Here is a 14,486-nt window from a genome sequence, read left to right on the forward strand (position 1 = left end):
TAACCAAACAATTCGCCGCAGCGCAAGGATCAATAGCCGCGACCGCCACAGACCGGACAATCGCGCTGCACGCTGGTCGTAATCGTCCGGGTTTCGCCGTAAAGCCCGTCAAAAATCAGCATCCGGCCGCGCAAACCCTGCCCCGCGCCCGTCAGATGCTTGATCGCCTCCAGCGCCATCAGGCTGCCGATCACACCGGGCAATGCACCGACGACGCCGGCCTCGGCACAGGCTGGTGCAAGCCCGTCAGCGGGCGCCTGCGGAAAAACACAGGCCATGCAGGGGCCGCTATAGGCCGGATCATACAGCGTGACCTGACCCTCCCATTGCGCGATGGACCCGGCGATCAGCGGCACCTTGGCCTCAACGCAGGCCGCATTGATCGCGGCGCGGGCTTTGAAACTGTCGGTGCCGTCCAGCACCAGATCATGGCTGGCAATCAGATCCGCATCGGCCTGCGTGATCCAGCGATTGAGGGGCGTGACCGTAACATAGTGGTTCAGGTCGCGCATGGCGACGGCGGCCGCCTCGGCCTTTTGACGCCCGGTTTGATTGGTGCGAAAGATCACCTGTCGCTGCAGGTTTGACAAGCTGACCCGGTCGTCATCGGCGATGGTGATCCGGCCCACCCCGGCCGCCGCCAGATACAGCGCAGCGGGCGCGCCCAGCCCACCGGCACCAATCAGCAGCACATTGGCACGACGCAGTCGCATCTGCCCGGCCCCGCCAATCTCGCGCAGGACGATATGGCGGGCATAGCGGTCAAGTTCGTCGCCAGACATCGGCGCATCCGCCGGATCCGGCGTGACAGGATCCGGTTCCGGCTGCACCATGGCCCGGACCGGCGCGGGCTGATCGGCAGTGGCTGCTCGATCGCCGGTTGCGCGCGTTCTGAGGCGCCGCACCCAGATGCGATAGCCCCAGCTCAGCGCCAGCAGCGCGCCCGCGACCAGCCAGCCAGCAAAGCTGCCGCCCACGATCCTTGCAGCCGGACTGTCCGGCGCGACCAGATGAATGGCGAGAAACCCCAGCCAGATGGCAAGTGCGGCCAGAAACAGCGGGCGCGCCGGCACCTTGACCACGAAAGCCGCAAAGGCAAAACCGATCATCAGCCACCAGATCAGCATCAGCCTGTACCCGTCGACCCAAAGCCGCCCGTCCCGCGCGCAGTCTGATCCAGCGTATCGACCAGCCGCAACCGGGCCTGCGGCGCGGCGGCAACGATCATCTGCGCAATACGTTCGCCATGCGCGATGCGAAACGGGGCCTCACCCAGGTTGATCAGAATCACCCCAAGCGGACCGCGATAGTCACTGTCGATCGTGCCGGGGCTGTTGAGCACCGTCACCCCATGTTTCAGCGCCAGACCGGAGCGCGGCCTGACCTGCACCTCCCAGCCTGCCGGGATCGCCAGCGTCAGCCCCGTGGGGATCAGCGCCCGCGCACCGGGTGCCAGATCAACCGAGCCGCCCGCCAGATCGGCGCGCAGATCGGCGCCGGCAGCACCGCTGCTGGCATATTCGGGCAAGGGCAGCGCCGGATCGGCATCCGCGGTCCGGGCAATCGCAATAACGGGCGGTTCGGTCTTTGACATGGGCAAGGTCATCCCATGAAAAAGGCCGCGCGGCAATAACCGGCGCGGCCCTCGATTTGCAGCGGTGATGGATCAGCGCGGTGCGATCATCATCACCATCTGACGGCCTTCCAGCTTGGGCATGGCCTCGACCTTGCCGGTTTCACCGACATCGTCGCGAACCCGGTTCAGCAAATCCAGACCCAGATCCTGGTGGGCCATCTCGCGGCCGCGAAAGCGCAGGGTCACCTTGACCTTGTCGCCGCCCTCCAGGAATTTCATCACATTGCGCATCTTGACGTCATAGTCATGCGTATCCGTACCGGGACGAAACTTGACCTCTTTGATGTCGATGATCTTCTGCTTCTTGCGGGCCTCGGCCTCGCGTTTCTGCTGTTCGTATTTGAACTTGCCGAGGTCCATCACCTTGCACACAGGCGGTGTGGCATTGGGCGAAATCTCGACCAGGTCAAGCCCGGCCTCTTCCGCCAGTTGAAGCCCGACGGCGGGCGTCACAACGCCTACATTCTCTCCGTCAGCGCCAATAAGGCGAATTTCTGCGACACGGATGCGTTCATTGACGCGGGGACCAGTGTCACGGGTGGGCGGCGCGTTATGCGGTCTGCGGGCTATGGCGTAAATCCTTTGATTGTGGTGCTTGAGTTAACAGAAAATAGGCGGGACGGCGGTGTGATTCAACCGGATTTGATTGCCTATGGCGCGCAATTCGATACTTTCGGGCAACAAAGCGCGCCTTTTATGGCAGCAGGCGGTGTGTCATAGAATAATCCAAGCCCCAGCAGACCAGAGAGCCCAGCATGCGCCTTGCCCTTATCGTTATCGTGATTCTCGCCGCAGTTTATGCAGGCAGCGTCTGGCTGGGCCGCGATGTGCCGCCGGATCCGGCAGCAGAAGAAACCCCGGCAGCCGTCGACCGCTCTGCCGAAATCGCCGAGGAAACGGCTGAAGAAACCGAAGCGATTGCCGCTGATGCAGAGGCCGCGCCAAGCGATACCGCCGTTGAAGAGGCCGAAGCCGCCGCCGATGCGGCCGCAGACGCAGCCGCCACCGCCACCGATGCCGCCGTCGAGGCGACGCGCGCCGCAGACGAGGCCGGGGTCGCACCGGCAAACGAGGCCGCCACCGAGGCCGAAGTCGCCGCCGAGGCCGCCCTTGAGGCCGCGGGCCGCGCCGCCGACGCGGCGGCTGAGGCGACAGATGCAACCGGCGAGGCCCAGGCAGATGCCGCCGCTGAGACAGCCGCAGATGCCGCGCGCGATGCGGCCGGCGCAACCGAACAGGCCGCCGATGCGACCGCCGTTGTCAGCGAGATAGAGACGCTGCTGACGCCCGAAGGGTTCGAGGCTGACAGGGTCAACCAGTTGATCGACGACTCAGCCATGAGCGATGCACAGAAAGCAACGCTCAAAAGGCTGGTCGAAAGCGCCAGTTCCAACCCTGAATTGCTGCGCTCGGCACTGGCGCAGGTCAAGGCTGTCATGCAGTGACCCAGGCGGCGTCGCTAAAGAGCTTTCTGTTCTCGCGGCCTGCAGCATTGCTGCGAGGGCCCGTCGCGATGGTGCTCTGCGAAGACGAAATCGAGGTTCCGGCCACCCTGCGCAGCCATCTGTCACGCGGCTTTCGGCACATCCTGGCGCTGTCGCCGGAACCGCTGGATCTGCCCGATAACATCACCGCCACGGGCCGTGTGACCAACCTGATCCACGACACCCGACGCCCCGACGCGCATGTGCCCGCCGTCAATGCCCTGATCAACGCCGTGCCCGAGGGCACCTGGCTGCATTACGGCTTTAACGCCGAATTCCTGTTCTATCCTTTCTGCGAAACGCGCAGCGTAGGCGAAATGCTGACCTTTCACGCCGAGGAACGGCGCGATGCGATGCTGGCCTATGTGATCGATCTCTATGCGCCGGATCTGTCGACCCATCCCGATGCGGTCAGTCTGGACAACGCGATGTTCGATCGCACCGGCTATTATGCGCTTGGCCGCAAGACCGCCGATGGCTCGGGCTATGAGGAACGTCAGCTCGATTTTCACGGGGGCCTGCGCTGGCGCATGGAAGAGCACGTCCCCGCGGATCGCCGCCGGATCGACCGGATCGCGCTGTTTCGGGCGCGCAAGGGGCTGCGCCTGACCGCCGATCACCGTTTTAACGACCCGGAATACAACACCTATGCCTGCCCGTGGCACCATAACCTGACCTGCGTGATGGCCTCGTTTCGGGCGGCCAAGGCGCTGGCGCGCAATCCCATGTCACGCGACCAGATCAGTGGCTTCACCTGGCGCAACTCGACCCGGTTCGACTGGAACGGGCAGCAATTGCTGGATCTGGGCCTGATGGAGCCGGGTCAGTGGTTCTGAGGCCGGATGGCAGCGCACTTGCACGGGCTTGACCACGGGTGCTAGACGGAACGACAAGTTCTGCGTTTCCCACGATCCCAGGAAAGACAACCATATGGCCATGAACCAGACCAGCTTTGACCATGATGACCTGCTGGCCTGCGCCCGCGGCGAGCTGTTCGGCCCGGGCAATGCGCAACTGCCCGAACCGCCGATGCTGATGATGGATCGCATCACCGAAGTGTCCGAAGATGGCGGCGCGCATGGCAAGGGCCACGTGGTCGCGGAATTCGACATCAAACCCGAGCTGTGGTTTTTCGAGTGTCATTTCCCCGGCAACCCGATCATGCCCGGCTGTCTGGGACTGGACGGGTTGTGGCAGTTGACCGGCTTCAATCTGGGCTGGCGCGGCTGGCAGGGGCGCGGCTATGCCCTGGGCGTCGGAGAGGTCAAGCTGACCGGCATGGTCCGCCCCGACCGCAAGATGCTGCGCTATACCGTTGATTTCACCAAGGCCGTGCAAACGCGCCGCCTGACCATGGGTGTCGCCGATGGCCGGGTCGAGGCCGATGGCGAAACCATTTATCTGGTCAAGGACATGAAGGTCGCGCTTTCCGAAAGCTGATCTGAACCGAATGAAAGGGGTGCCTATGCGCCGCGTCGTCATTACCGGGCTGGGAATCGTCTCGCCCATCGGCAACACTGCCGAAGAAGTCACCGCAAGTTTGAAGGCCGGCAAATCCGGCATCGTCGCCGCGCCGGAATATGCCGAGCACGGCTTTCGCAGCCAGGTCCACGGCATGCCGCAGATCGACCTGACCGAGCATATCGACAAACGCAACCTGCGCTTTATGGGCCCCGGCGCCGCCTATAACTTCATCGCCATGGAACAGGCGATCAAGGATAGCGGGCTTGAGGAAAGCGATGTCTCGAACCCGCGCTCGGGGCTGATCATGGGATCGGGCGGGCCGTCCACGTCGAATTTCTTCGAGGCGCATCAGATCGTCATCGAAAAGGGCGCACCCAAGCGCATGGGGCCGTTCATGGTGACGCGCTGCATGTCCTCGACGAACTCGGCCTGTCTGGCGACGCCTTTCAAGATCAAGGGCGTGAACTATTCGATCACCTCGGCCTGTTCGACCAGCGCGCATTGCATCGGCAATGGCGTCGAACAGATCCAGATGGGCAAGCAGGATATCGTCTTTGCCGGCGGCGGCGAGGAACTGGACTGGACCCTGTCCTGCCTGTTCGACGCCATGGGTGCGATGTCGTCCAAGTATAACGACACGCCCGAAACCGCATCCCGCCCCTATGACGCCAGCCGCGACGGTTTCGTCATCGCAGGCGGCGGCGGTGTCGTCGTGCTGGAGGAACTGGAGCACGCGCTGGCGCGCGGCGCCAGGATCTATGCCGAAGTCACCGGCTACGGCGCCACCAGCGACGGCTATGACATGGTGGCCCCCTCGGGCGAAGGCGGCGAACGGTCGATGCGGGTGGCCATGGCCACCGTGCCGGACGATCGCAAGATCAGTTATATCAATGCCCACGGCACCTCGACCCCGGTGGGTGATATCGGCGAGGTCAAGGCCGTGCGCCGCATCTTTGGCGAGGGCAGCACACCTGTGATCGGCTCGACCAAGTCGATGACCGGCCATTCGCTTGGCGCGACCGGCGTTCACGAGGCCATCTATTCACTGTTGATGATGCAGGGCGATTTCATTGCCCCTTCGATCAATGTCGGCACGCTGGACCCGGAACTGAAGCCCGAGGAAATCGTGACCACCCGTGTTGATGATGCCGGGCTGGATACGATCATGTCGAACAGTTTTGGCTTCGGTGGCACCAACGCCACGCTGATCATGTCGAAATACCGGGATTGAATACATGGGCGAATTGCTGAACGGAAAACGCGGCCTTGTGATGGGGGTCGCGAATGACCGTTCCATCGCCTGGGGCATCGCAAGAGCTCTGGCCGATCAGGGCGCGGAACTGGCCTTTGCCTATCAGGGCGAGGCGTTCGGCAAGCGGGTCGAGCCGCTGGCCGCCAGCGTCGGGTCCGATTTTCTGGTCGATGTCGATGTGACCGATGATGCATCGCTGGACGCGGCTTTCGCGGCCATCAATGACCGTTGGGGCAAGCTGGACTTTCTGGTCCATGCCATCGCCTTTTCCAACAAGGACGAATTGACCGGCCGTTTCATCAATACCAGCCGGTCCAATTTCAAACACTCGCTGGAAATCAGCTGCTATTCCCTGATCGAGGTCGCGCGGCGCGCCCACCCGATGATGGCACCGGGATCGTCGATCATCACCCTGACCTATGGCGGGTCGAACCGGGTCACGCCGTTCTACAACGTCATGGGCGTGGCCAAGGCGGCGCTGGAATCGACCGTGCGCTATATGGCCAATGACCTTGGTAAAGACGGCATCCGCGTCAACGCCATCTCGCCCGGCCCGATGAAAACGCTGGCCGGTGCGGCCATCGGCGGCGCGCGCAAGACCTTTCGTCACACGCAGGAAAACGCCCCCCTTGGCAATGCCACGCTAGAGTCCATCGGCGGCACAGCCGTCTGGCTGACCAGCGATTGGGGCGCCAGCACCACGGGCGAGATCGTGATGGTCGATGGCGGCTATCACGTCCTGGGCATGCCGCAATCGGAAAACATATGATCTGGGTTTTTGACGCCTATGGCACGCTGTTCGACGTGGACGGCGCGGCGCGAGAGGCCGCAAGGGACGACCCCGCGCTGAAAGACATCTGGCCCGCCCTGTCCGCCGATTGGCGCAAAAAGCAGCTGGAATATTCGTGGATGCGCTGTGTCACCGGCGATCACACCGATTTCTGGCAGGTCACCTCCGACGCGCTTGATTGGGCCGCCGAACGTCACGGGCTGGCCGACAGCACCCGCCTGCTGGACCTTTATCGCAGCCTGCCCGCCTATCCCGAGGCGCGCGAGGTGCTGGCGGCTTTGCGCGAGCGCGGCCAGACGGCGATCTTTTCCAACGGCTCGCCGCAGATGCTGGCGGACGCGGCCGGCAGCGCCGGCCTTGCCTCGCATCTGGACGCGCTGCTGTCGGTGGAGACCGCAGGCCGCTTCAAACCCAGTGACGAGGCCTACCAGATCGTCACCAAGCATTTCGACTGCGCGCCGGGCGATATCACATTCGTGTCGTCCAACGGGTGGGACATCTATGGCGCCAGCCGCTTCGGCTTTGACACCGCATGGGTCAACCGCGCGGGCCAGCCCACAGAGCGCCTGCCCCACGGCCCGGCCCGGATCCTAAACGACCTGACAGGATTGCTGTAATGCCCCATTTCACCACCGAAGACGGTGCCCGCATCGCCTATTCCGATCACGGAACCGGCCTGCCGGTGCTGTGCCTTGCCGGGCTGACCCGCAATATGGCAGATTTCGACTATCTGGCCCCGCATCTTACCGATGTCCGCCTGATCCGCATGGATTACCGGGGGCGCGGCCAGTCCGATTTCACAGGTGCCGCGACCTATACCGTCCCGCAAGAGGGCAAGGACGCGCTGGCCCTGCTGGACCATCTGGGCATCGACAAGGCCGCCGTTCTGGGCACCTCGCGCGGCGGGTTGATCGGCTTGCTGCTTGCCGCCGTTGCCCATGATCGACTGCTGGGCCTTTGCCTGAACGATGTCGGTCCGGTGATCGAAAAAGACGGGCTGGACCGCATCAAGGATTATGTCGGGCGCAACCCGTCGGCGCGCGATTACGAGGCTCTCGCCGCGCGCATGGCCGAATTGAACCCCGGCTTTGCGAATGTCCCTGAGGGGCGCTGGCTGTCGGATGCGCAGAAATTCTACGCGCTGACCGATGACGGATTGCAAATCCGCTATGACGCGGCCCTGCGCGAAGCCTTTCTGGCAGCCTTCGAGGGCGAAGTGCCGGATCTCTGGCCGCTCTGGCAGGCCACGGCAGGCTTTCCCGTCGCGTTGATCCGTGGCGCGAATTCCGACCTGCTGTCGCATGAGATGTACCAAGAGATGAAAAACCGTCGCCCCGATGGCAACTATACCGAGGTGCCAGACCGCGCCCATGTGCCATGGCTTGACGAACCCGAAAGCCTCGCGGTCATCAAGGCGTGGCTGGGGTCGATGAACGGACCCTGATGTCACGCCTGTGGTTGTCGGCGGCGCGGCTCTAGCGCTCGCGCGCCTTGAACCACTCGCCGCCACGGCAGACCGATACGGGATGATAATCCGGGCTGAGCAACAGCAGATCGGCGCTGCGTCCGGGCGCGATCCGGCCATGGGTGGCACCCAGCCCGATCACATCTGCGGGGATCGAACTGGCCATCGCCAACGCGCGTTCAGCCGGGATGCCTACCTGTTCGATCAGGACACGAACGGCGCCGGGCAAGGTCAGATCGGCACCAGCCAGGGTGCCATCGATCAGCGTCAGCCGACCCTTTTCGCGCCGGATGATACGCCCGTGCAGCGCGATCTGTTGTGCATTGGTGCCGGCCAGCGCCATGCAGTCGGACACCAGAAAGATACCGTGCCTGCGCGCGGCCAGTGCCAGGCGCATGGTTGTCGGGTGCACGTGGATGCCGTCCGCGATCAGCCCCGCCGCGCAGTCAGAGGCCAGAACCGCCCCGGCCAAACCGGGTGCGCGGTTGCCGATCTGGCTCATGGCGTTGAACAGATGTGTGGCGCAGCGCGCGCCTGCATGCATCGCTGCCTGCGCCACTTCCTGACTGCAATCGCTGTGGCCGAGGCTGACGATCACACCGGCCCGCGCCAGCGCCGCGATCTGGTCATGGCGCACCGCCTCGGGGGCAAGGGTCACCATCAGCGCGGGCAAGGCGCGCGCCGCCGCGCAAAGGCGATCCAGATCCTCGTCTTGCATCGGCCGGATCAACGCCTCGTCATGGGCACCCTTGCGGCGCGGATCGAGATGCGGGCCCTCGATATGCAGGCCAAGGAAACCCGGCAATTTCCGCCGTGCAGCCTCGACCCCGGCGGCCAGCACACTGGTCGTGATCTCGGGGCTATCCGTGATCAGCGTGGGCAGGCAGCCGGTGCTGCCAAGGGTCATATGCGTCTCGCAGATCCGCCCGAGCGTTCCCGCAGTGGTGTTCGCGCCCACCCAGATCCCGCCGCCGCCGTTCACCTGAAGGTCGATCAGGCCCGGGACAATGACGCCATCATGCTTGCGTGCGTCGGCCGGCGCGTGGTTTGCCGGGATCAGATCGGCGATTTGCCCGTCCTCGATGACCAGCGCCACGTTCGGCAACAGCCGCGCGCCATCAAACACCGCCCGGCCAACGACTACCCGTTGCATCACACGGTCTCCGTCACCTTGCGCAAATGCGGCGGCGTGTCGGGATCAAAGCCCCGCCGCCGGGCCAGACCCTCGACGCAGTGATAGAAACTGGTGATCACAAGCAACGGATCAATCAACGGATGCAGCGGCGGCGCCGATGGCAGGCGCGTCACGCCGGGCACATCGGCATTGGTGACAAACACATCCGCGCCCTGCTCGGCCAGCCGTTCTGCCGTGGCGGATAGCTGTGGCAGGGCGGCATCCTTGATGCCCAGTGCCAGCACCGGAAAATGCGCCCGCACGATGGCCGCCGGGCCGTGCAGAACCTCTGCGGCGCTATAGCTTTCGGCATGCAAGCCACTGGTTTCCTTTAGCTTCAGCGCGGCCTCATTGGCCATGGCAACCGACGGCCCCCGGCCCAGAACGAATACTGAATTCGCGCGCGCCAACCGCGCCATCAGCGGTTCCCAATCCTGCGACAGCGCGCCCGACAGCGCCTCTGGCACAGCGGCCAGCGCGTCGGACAACGTCTTGTCCTCTTGCCACTCGGCCAGCATGGCCAGCCCGGCCAACGCCGAAGTCACAAAGGTCTTGGTCGCGGCCACGCTTTTCTCTTCGCCGGCATCCAGTGCAAGGCGATGCGTGGCAGCCTGTGCCATCGGACTGTCGGCGAAATTGGTGATCGCCACGGTCTCTGCGCCGCCCGCATCTGCGCCCTTCATCGCATCGACGATGTCAGGACTGCGGCCGGATTGCGAGATTCCGATGCAGACCGCGCGCGCCAGGCGCATGGGTCTGTGATAGATCGACGAGACCGACGGCCCGATCGAGGCAACGGGCAGTCCGGCCTGCAACTCGATCGCATATTTCAGAAATGTCGCCGCATGATCCGAAGAGCCGCGGGCCAGCGTCACGGCGATGTCAATCTCTCGGTTGCGCAGAGCGCGGCCCACCCCGGCCAGGGCGGGGCGCGCCGAGGTCAGAAAGCGCGCGGCGACCTCTGGGATTTCCGCGATCTCGCGGGCCATGTGGCTCTTGCTCATGTCTGTGTCCTTTCCTCAGAATCCGCCCATTTCAGTTCGACGGCAAAGTCATAGGCATCGCCGCGATAGATCGAGCGGGTCAATTCGACGGCCTTGCCCGAGGGCAGATGCGACACCCGCTCGATCCGCAAGACGGCGGCGCCTTCCGGGATCTGCAGCAGCGGCGCATCCGTGCGCGAAACGTTCGCGGCCGATATCCTTTGCACCGCGCTGACAGGCCGGTTGCCGGCTGTGGCCAGCCAGTCATACAGCGACGCCTCGACCGCCATCGGATCAGGCAGCAGCGATTCGGGGATCGAGGCGCGCTCGATCGCCAGCGGCATCCCCTCGACACTGCGCACCCGTTCCAGCCGCGATATCCGATCCTCGGATCGCAGGCCCAGTGCCATGATCTCATCGGGCGACGGAGTGGCAATGCTGCGCGAGATCCAACGGCTTTCAGCCGTCTGGCCGCGCCGCGCCATATCCTCGGTGAACGAGCTTAGCACCGACAGCGCCTGTTCCATCCGACCGATGGGCGCCGAGACAAAGGTTCCCGACCCGCGCCGCTGCACCAGATAGCCCGCACGCACCAGTTCATCTATGGCGCGGCGCACGGTGACACGCGACACCCCCGCCCGCGCCGCCAATTCACGTTCGGGCAGAATCGTGTCGCCTGCCTGCAAACGTCCGCCGGCAATGGCTTCTGCGATATGGCGATAAAGCCGCAGATACAGCGGGCCGACCCCATCCGCCTCCAGATCGCCAAGTTCGTCAAATGTGTCGCTCATCCGCTCGCACCCTCCCGGCGCCAAGATCTCGCCCATGTAACGGCAGTACCAAAGTAATGCCAAATCTTGAAGGCAGCGTCCATCACTTAATTCGTGGGCCATTTTTCGCCTGATTGAGATCACCGCTTTACATTTGGTATTTTTTTGGTATTGCTTGCCGTGGAGAGGAATCAATGGCACATTCGACCGAGAATCAGCACGAATCCGGACCGCGGCTTCATCGCTTGCCGCCCGAGGACATCGCCGCCCTGCTGATCGGCGCGCAGATCTTTTCGGCCTTTTCGCTGCACGAGACGCTGCCGGAATTGGCGGCCGCAGGAGAGGCATCGGCCGCAAGCCTGATCGCCGGTGGCAAGCTGGGTTTTGCCGGCGCGGGTTCCTCGGGCCTGATGGCGCTGGCTGAACGGCTGGAACTGGCGGGCACATTCGGCATTCCACCCGAAACGACGCCCATCTGCTTTGCTGGCGGCCCCGATGCGTTGCTGCGGCTGCAGGGGCAGAGCGAGGATCAGGTTGCGCTGGCCGAAGCCGATCTGGACGCCAGCGGGCTGACCAAGGGCGATACGATTATCGCCGTCTCGGCCTCGGGAACGACCCCTTACACGCTGTCCATCGCACGTCTGGCGCATCAGCGCGGCATCACGGTGATCGGGATCGCCAATGTCGAATATTCTGATCTGCTGAGCATCAGCGACCATGCCATTTATCTGGATACCGGCCCCGAAGTGCTGGCCGGATCGACGCGCATGGCCGCCGGAACCGCGCAAAAGATCGCGCTGAATACAATCGCCGTTCTGATCGGCATCCGGCTTGGCCATGTTCATGACGGCTATATGGTCAACCTGCAGGCCGAAAACGCCAAGCTTGTGCAGCGGGCAGCCGACATCGTCTCAAACGTCGCGCAGGTAAAGCGCGACGAGGCGCTGACCGCACTGGAACTTGCACAGGGCGAGGTCAAGACCGCCATCCTGGTCGCACGCGGGCGTTCCGCCGAGGGCGCGCGCATGGCGATCACACGCAATCACGGGCATCTAGAAGGGTTGCTCGATTAAGAGAGCCGGCAAGCCGGTCCAACAGAGGAGAGACGACGATGATGAAGACGACAACAGCGATTCTGGCGGCATGGGGGGCCTTGTCCGGCGCGGCCATGGCGCAGGACGTAACGCTGTCCATCGAAAGCTGGCGCACTGACGATCTGGCGCTGTGGCAGGACACCCTGATCCCCGCTTTCGAGGCTGCAAACCCCGGCATCAAGGTCCAGTTCGTGCCTTCGGCGCCACCGGAATACAACTCGGTGCTGAACTCGAAACTCGAGGCGGGCAGTGCCGGCGATCTGATCACCTGTCGTCCCTTCGATGCGTCGCTGGCGCTGTTCGATGGCGGCAAGCTGGCCGATCTGACCGACCTGGAGGCGATGGCGAATTTCTCGGACGTGGCCAAATCCGCCTGGCAGACCGATGACGGCGCGGCGACGTTCTGCGTGCCGATGGCCAGCGTGATCCACGGTTTTATCTATAACAAGGCCGCCTTCGACGAACTCGGGCTGGAACCGCCTGCGACCGAAGAGCAGTTCTTTGCCGTTCTGGACGCGATCAAGGAAGACGGCACCTATATCCCGATGGCGATGGGCACGACCGACCAGTGGGAAGCCGCCACCATGGGTTATCAGAACATCGGCCCGACCTATTGGAAGGGCGAGGAAGGCCGGCTGGCGCTGATCGATGGCAGCCAGAAACTGACCGATCCGCAATGGGTCGAACCCTATGCCACGCTGGCCAAATGGGCGCCCTATCTGGGCGATGGCTATGAGGCACAGACCTATGCGGACAGTCAGAACCTGTTCACACTGGGCCGCGCGGCCATCTATCCGGCGGGCAGCTGGGAAATCAGCATTTTCAACGAACAGGCTGATTTTGAAATGGGTGCCTTTCCGCCGCCGGTCAGGGCCGAAGGCGATACCTGCTATATCTCGGATCATACCGATATCGCACTTGGCCTGAACGCCGCCTCGCCCAATGCCGACGCCGCCCGCACCTTCCTGAACTGGGTCGGCTCGGAAGAATTCGCAGGCACCTATGCCAACGCGCTGCCGGGCTTTTTCTCGCTGTCGAATTTCGATGTCGAGATGGAAGATCCGCTTGCCCAGGAATTCGTCAGCTGGCGCGGCGATTGTGAACCCAGCATCCGCTCGACCTATCAGATCCTGTCGCGCGGCACGCCGAACCTGGAAAATGACACCTGGGGCGCCTCGGTCGCCGCGATCAAGGGCAGCGAGACGCCCGAAGAGATCGGCCAGCGTCTGCAGGACGGTCTTGCAAGCTGGTACGAGCCTCAGCAGCAGTAAGTCCTCCCCGAACTACTGTTGCTGACATGTCCCAGGCGGAAGAGCCGCCTGGGACACCCTGAAAAACCCGCAGATGCAGGATCGACGGATCACGCCACTTTCACAGTCGGCAGGCGATCCGTGGCTGCATCGCAACAGGCGAGATTTTGGCCAAGACCATGGACAACCCACCTGACAGCACAGCCCAGCACAAGCCGCGCATCCGATGGCATATCGTGCTTTTCCTGGCACCCGCGGTCCTCATCTACACGGCGGTGATGATCTATCCGCTGTTCAACACCTTGCGGCTGGCCCTTTACGATCAGGTCGATCAGCAGCGGGTTTTCGTCGGGCTGCAGAACTTTCGCGAATTGTTTGGTGATCCGCTGTGGTCCGATCAATTCTGGAACGCGCTTGGCAATAACTTCTGGTTCTTCGCGATCCATATGCTGATCCAGAACCCGCTTGGCATCGCGCTGGCCGCGCTGCTGTCGCACCCTCGGCTGAGATTTGCGGCGCTTTATCGCAGCGCCATTTTCCTGCCGACGATCCTGTCCTTCGTCATCGTCGGCTTTGCCTGGAAACTGATCCTGTCGCCGATCTGGGGAATTGCACCCGGGATGCTCGAGGCCGTTGGCCTGAAATGGCTCTATCAACCCTGGCTGGGCAAAGAGGAATATGCCCTGTCCGCGCTGTCGCTGATCTCGGTCTGGCAATGGGTCGGCATTCCGATGATGCTGATCTACGCTGCGCTGTTGTCGATCCCCGACGAGGTGATCGAGGCAGGCGAGATCGACGGCGTAACCGGCATGGCCGCCTTCTGGAAGATCAAGCTGCCGTTGATCATGCCCTCGATCGGTATCATCTCGATCCTGACCTTCGTCGCCAACTTCAATGCCTTTGACCTGATATACGCGGCGCAAGGCGCGCTGGCCGGGCCTGATTTCTCGACCGATATTCTGGGCACCTTTCTTTATCGCACGTTCTTCGGATTCCAACTGCAACTGGGCGATCCGCATATGGGGGCCGCTGTGGCCAGCGCCATGTTTGCGATCATCCTGATCGGCGTCTGTCTCTACCTGTTCGGAATCCAACGGCGCATCCGGCGCTATCAGCTGTGAGGG

At 63.3% G+C, this 14,486-nt stretch carries 16 protein-coding genes; 10 read left to right on the forward strand and 6 right to left on the reverse strand.

The window, feature by feature from the left end; all coding sequences use genetic code 11:
* Positions 1 to 29 precede the first annotated feature (29 nt).
* The 3 genes from CUV01_RS01930 to infC form a co-directional block, all read right to left on the reverse strand.
* On the reverse strand, positions 30 to 1,127 hold the full coding sequence (locus CUV01_RS01930) for a HesA/MoeB/ThiF family protein (protein WP_101458994.1): 1,098 nt from the start codon (positions 1,125 to 1,127) through the stop codon (positions 30 to 32).
* Entirely contained in the window at positions 1,127 to 1,594 is a 468-nt protein-coding gene (gene dut, locus CUV01_RS01935) for a dUTP diphosphatase (RefSeq protein WP_101461797.1), read from the reverse strand. The genes CUV01_RS01930 and dut overlap by 1 nt, the downstream gene beginning before the upstream one ends.
* Before the next feature lie 72 nt (positions 1,595 to 1,666).
* Entirely contained in the window at positions 1,667 to 2,215 is a 549-nt protein-coding gene (infC, locus tag CUV01_RS01940) for a translation initiation factor IF-3 (RefSeq protein ID WP_479684917.1), read from the reverse strand.
* A gap of 176 nt (positions 2,216 to 2,391) precedes the next feature.
* Between infC and CUV01_RS01945 the strand changes: the two genes are divergently transcribed.
* The 7 genes from CUV01_RS01945 to CUV01_RS01975 all read left to right on the forward strand — a co-directional run bounded on the left by CUV01_RS01945 (position 2,392) and on the right by CUV01_RS01975 (position 8,070).
* Positions 2,392 to 3,081 carry a hypothetical protein gene (locus CUV01_RS01945; RefSeq protein ID WP_198731863.1) on the forward strand — a complete coding sequence of 230 codons (690 nt, stop codon included), beginning with the start codon at positions 2,392 to 2,394 and terminating at the stop codon, positions 3,079 to 3,081.
* A gap of 68 nt (positions 3,082 to 3,149) precedes the next feature.
* Entirely contained in the window at positions 3,150 to 3,956 is an 807-nt protein-coding gene (locus CUV01_RS01950; RefSeq protein WP_232962420.1) for a glycosyltransferase family 2 protein, read from the forward strand.
* Positions 3,957 to 4,050: 94 nt separating this feature from the next.
* Entirely contained in the window at positions 4,051 to 4,560 is a 510-nt protein-coding gene (fabA, locus tag CUV01_RS01955) for a bifunctional 3-hydroxydecanoyl-ACP dehydratase/trans-2-decenoyl-ACP isomerase (RefSeq protein WP_101458996.1), read from the forward strand.
* Positions 4,561 to 4,585: 25 nt separating this feature from the next.
* A complete protein-coding gene (gene fabB / locus CUV01_RS01960; protein ID WP_101458997.1) occupies positions 4,586 to 5,815 on the forward strand; it encodes a beta-ketoacyl-ACP synthase I in 1,230 nt (409 codons plus the stop codon).
* Positions 5,816 to 5,819: 4 nt separating this feature from the next.
* A complete protein-coding gene (locus CUV01_RS01965; RefSeq protein WP_101458998.1) occupies positions 5,820 to 6,605 on the forward strand; it encodes an enoyl-ACP reductase FabI in 786 nt (261 codons plus the stop codon).
* On the forward strand, positions 6,602 to 7,243 hold the full coding sequence (locus tag CUV01_RS01970) for a haloacid dehalogenase type II (protein ID WP_101458999.1): 642 nt from the start codon (positions 6,602 to 6,604) through the stop codon (positions 7,241 to 7,243). Before CUV01_RS01965 ends, CUV01_RS01970 begins: the two co-directional genes overlap by 4 nt.
* Positions 7,243 to 8,070, forward strand: a complete 828-nt coding sequence (locus tag CUV01_RS01975) for an alpha/beta fold hydrolase (protein ID WP_101459000.1) — start codon at positions 7,243 to 7,245, stop codon at positions 8,068 to 8,070. Before CUV01_RS01970 ends, CUV01_RS01975 begins: the two co-directional genes overlap by 1 nt.
* A gap of 31 nt (positions 8,071 to 8,101) precedes the next feature.
* On the opposite strand, the gene nagA is transcribed toward CUV01_RS01975, so the two are convergent.
* From nagA to CUV01_RS01990, 3 genes are read right to left on the reverse strand one after another with little or no spacing between them, the layout of a single operon-like run.
* A complete protein-coding gene (gene nagA, locus CUV01_RS01980; RefSeq protein ID WP_101459001.1) occupies positions 8,102 to 9,244 on the reverse strand; it encodes an N-acetylglucosamine-6-phosphate deacetylase in 1,143 nt (380 codons plus the stop codon).
* Complete coding sequence (locus CUV01_RS01985; protein ID WP_101459002.1) at positions 9,244 to 10,269, reverse strand: SIS domain-containing protein; 1,026 nt, start codon at positions 10,267 to 10,269, stop codon at positions 9,244 to 9,246. Before CUV01_RS01985 ends, nagA begins: the two co-directional genes overlap by 1 nt.
* The gene (locus CUV01_RS01990) at positions 10,266 to 11,039 is read right to left on the reverse strand and encodes a GntR family transcriptional regulator (RefSeq protein ID WP_101459003.1); all 774 of its coding nucleotides are present in this window, start codon (positions 11,037 to 11,039) and stop codon (positions 10,266 to 10,268) included. Before CUV01_RS01990 ends, CUV01_RS01985 begins: the two co-directional genes overlap by 4 nt.
* 173 nt (positions 11,040 to 11,212) lie before the next feature.
* Here CUV01_RS01990 and CUV01_RS01995 point away from each other — a divergent pair, with 173 nt between their 5' ends.
* The 3 genes from CUV01_RS01995 (at position 11,213) to CUV01_RS02005 (ending at position 14,483) form a co-directional block, all read left to right on the forward strand.
* Complete coding sequence (locus tag CUV01_RS01995; RefSeq protein WP_101459004.1) at positions 11,213 to 12,091, forward strand: N-acetylmuramic acid 6-phosphate etherase; 879 nt, start codon at positions 11,213 to 11,215, stop codon at positions 12,089 to 12,091.
* A 38-nt stretch (positions 12,092 to 12,129) separates the two neighbouring features.
* Entirely contained in the window at positions 12,130 to 13,383 is a 1,254-nt protein-coding gene (locus CUV01_RS02000; protein WP_422385859.1) for an ABC transporter substrate-binding protein, read from the forward strand.
* Positions 13,384 to 13,541: 158 nt separating this feature from the next.
* Positions 13,542 to 14,483: a carbohydrate ABC transporter permease gene (locus tag CUV01_RS02005; protein WP_101459005.1), complete on the forward strand. Its 942-nt coding sequence runs from the start codon at positions 13,542 to 13,544 to the stop codon at positions 14,481 to 14,483.
* The last annotated feature ends 3 nt before the right edge of the window (positions 14,484 to 14,486 follow it).

This window comes from Paracoccus tegillarcae (assembly GCF_002847305.1).
In the GTDB taxonomy this organism is placed as follows: Bacteria; Pseudomonadota; Alphaproteobacteria; order Rhodobacterales; family Rhodobacteraceae; genus Paracoccus; species Paracoccus tegillarcae.

Coding starts and splice junctions, on each gene's coding strand:
- CUV01_RS01930 (WP_101458994.1), bottom strand. CDS start 1,127: ATGCTGATCTGGTGGCTGATGATCGGTTTTGCCTTTGCGGCTTTCGTG.
- dut (WP_101461797.1), bottom strand. CDS start 1,594: ATGTCAAAGACCGAACCGCCCGTTATTGCGATTGCCCGGACCGCGGAT.
- CUV01_RS01945 (WP_198731863.1), top strand. CDS start 2,392: ATGCGCCTTGCCCTTATCGTTATCGTGATTCTCGCCGCAGTTTATGCA.
- CUV01_RS01950 (WP_232962420.1), top strand. CDS start 3,150: ATGGTGCTCTGCGAAGACGAAATCGAGGTTCCGGCCACCCTGCGCAGC.
- fabA (WP_101458996.1), top strand. CDS start 4,051: ATGGCCATGAACCAGACCAGCTTTGACCATGATGACCTGCTGGCCTGC.
- fabB (WP_101458997.1), top strand. CDS start 4,586: ATGCGCCGCGTCGTCATTACCGGGCTGGGAATCGTCTCGCCCATCGGC.
- CUV01_RS01965 (WP_101458998.1), top strand. CDS start 5,820: ATGGGCGAATTGCTGAACGGAAAACGCGGCCTTGTGATGGGGGTCGCG.
- CUV01_RS01970 (WP_101458999.1), top strand. CDS start 6,602: ATGATCTGGGTTTTTGACGCCTATGGCACGCTGTTCGACGTGGACGGC.
- CUV01_RS01975 (WP_101459000.1), top strand. CDS start 7,243: ATGCCCCATTTCACCACCGAAGACGGTGCCCGCATCGCCTATTCCGAT.
- nagA (WP_101459001.1), bottom strand. CDS start 9,244: ATGCAACGGGTAGTCGTTGGCCGGGCGGTGTTTGATGGCGCGCGGCTG.
- CUV01_RS01985 (WP_101459002.1), bottom strand. CDS start 10,269: ATGAGCAAGAGCCACATGGCCCGCGAGATCGCGGAAATCCCAGAGGTC.
- CUV01_RS01990 (WP_101459003.1), bottom strand. CDS start 11,039: ATGAGCGACACATTTGACGAACTTGGCGATCTGGAGGCGGATGGGGTC.
- CUV01_RS01995 (WP_101459004.1), top strand. CDS start 11,213: ATGGCACATTCGACCGAGAATCAGCACGAATCCGGACCGCGGCTTCAT.
- CUV01_RS02000 (WP_422385859.1), top strand. CDS start 12,130: ATGATGAAGACGACAACAGCGATTCTGGCGGCATGGGGGGCCTTGTCC.
- CUV01_RS02005 (WP_101459005.1), top strand. CDS start 13,542: ATGGACAACCCACCTGACAGCACAGCCCAGCACAAGCCGCGCATCCGA.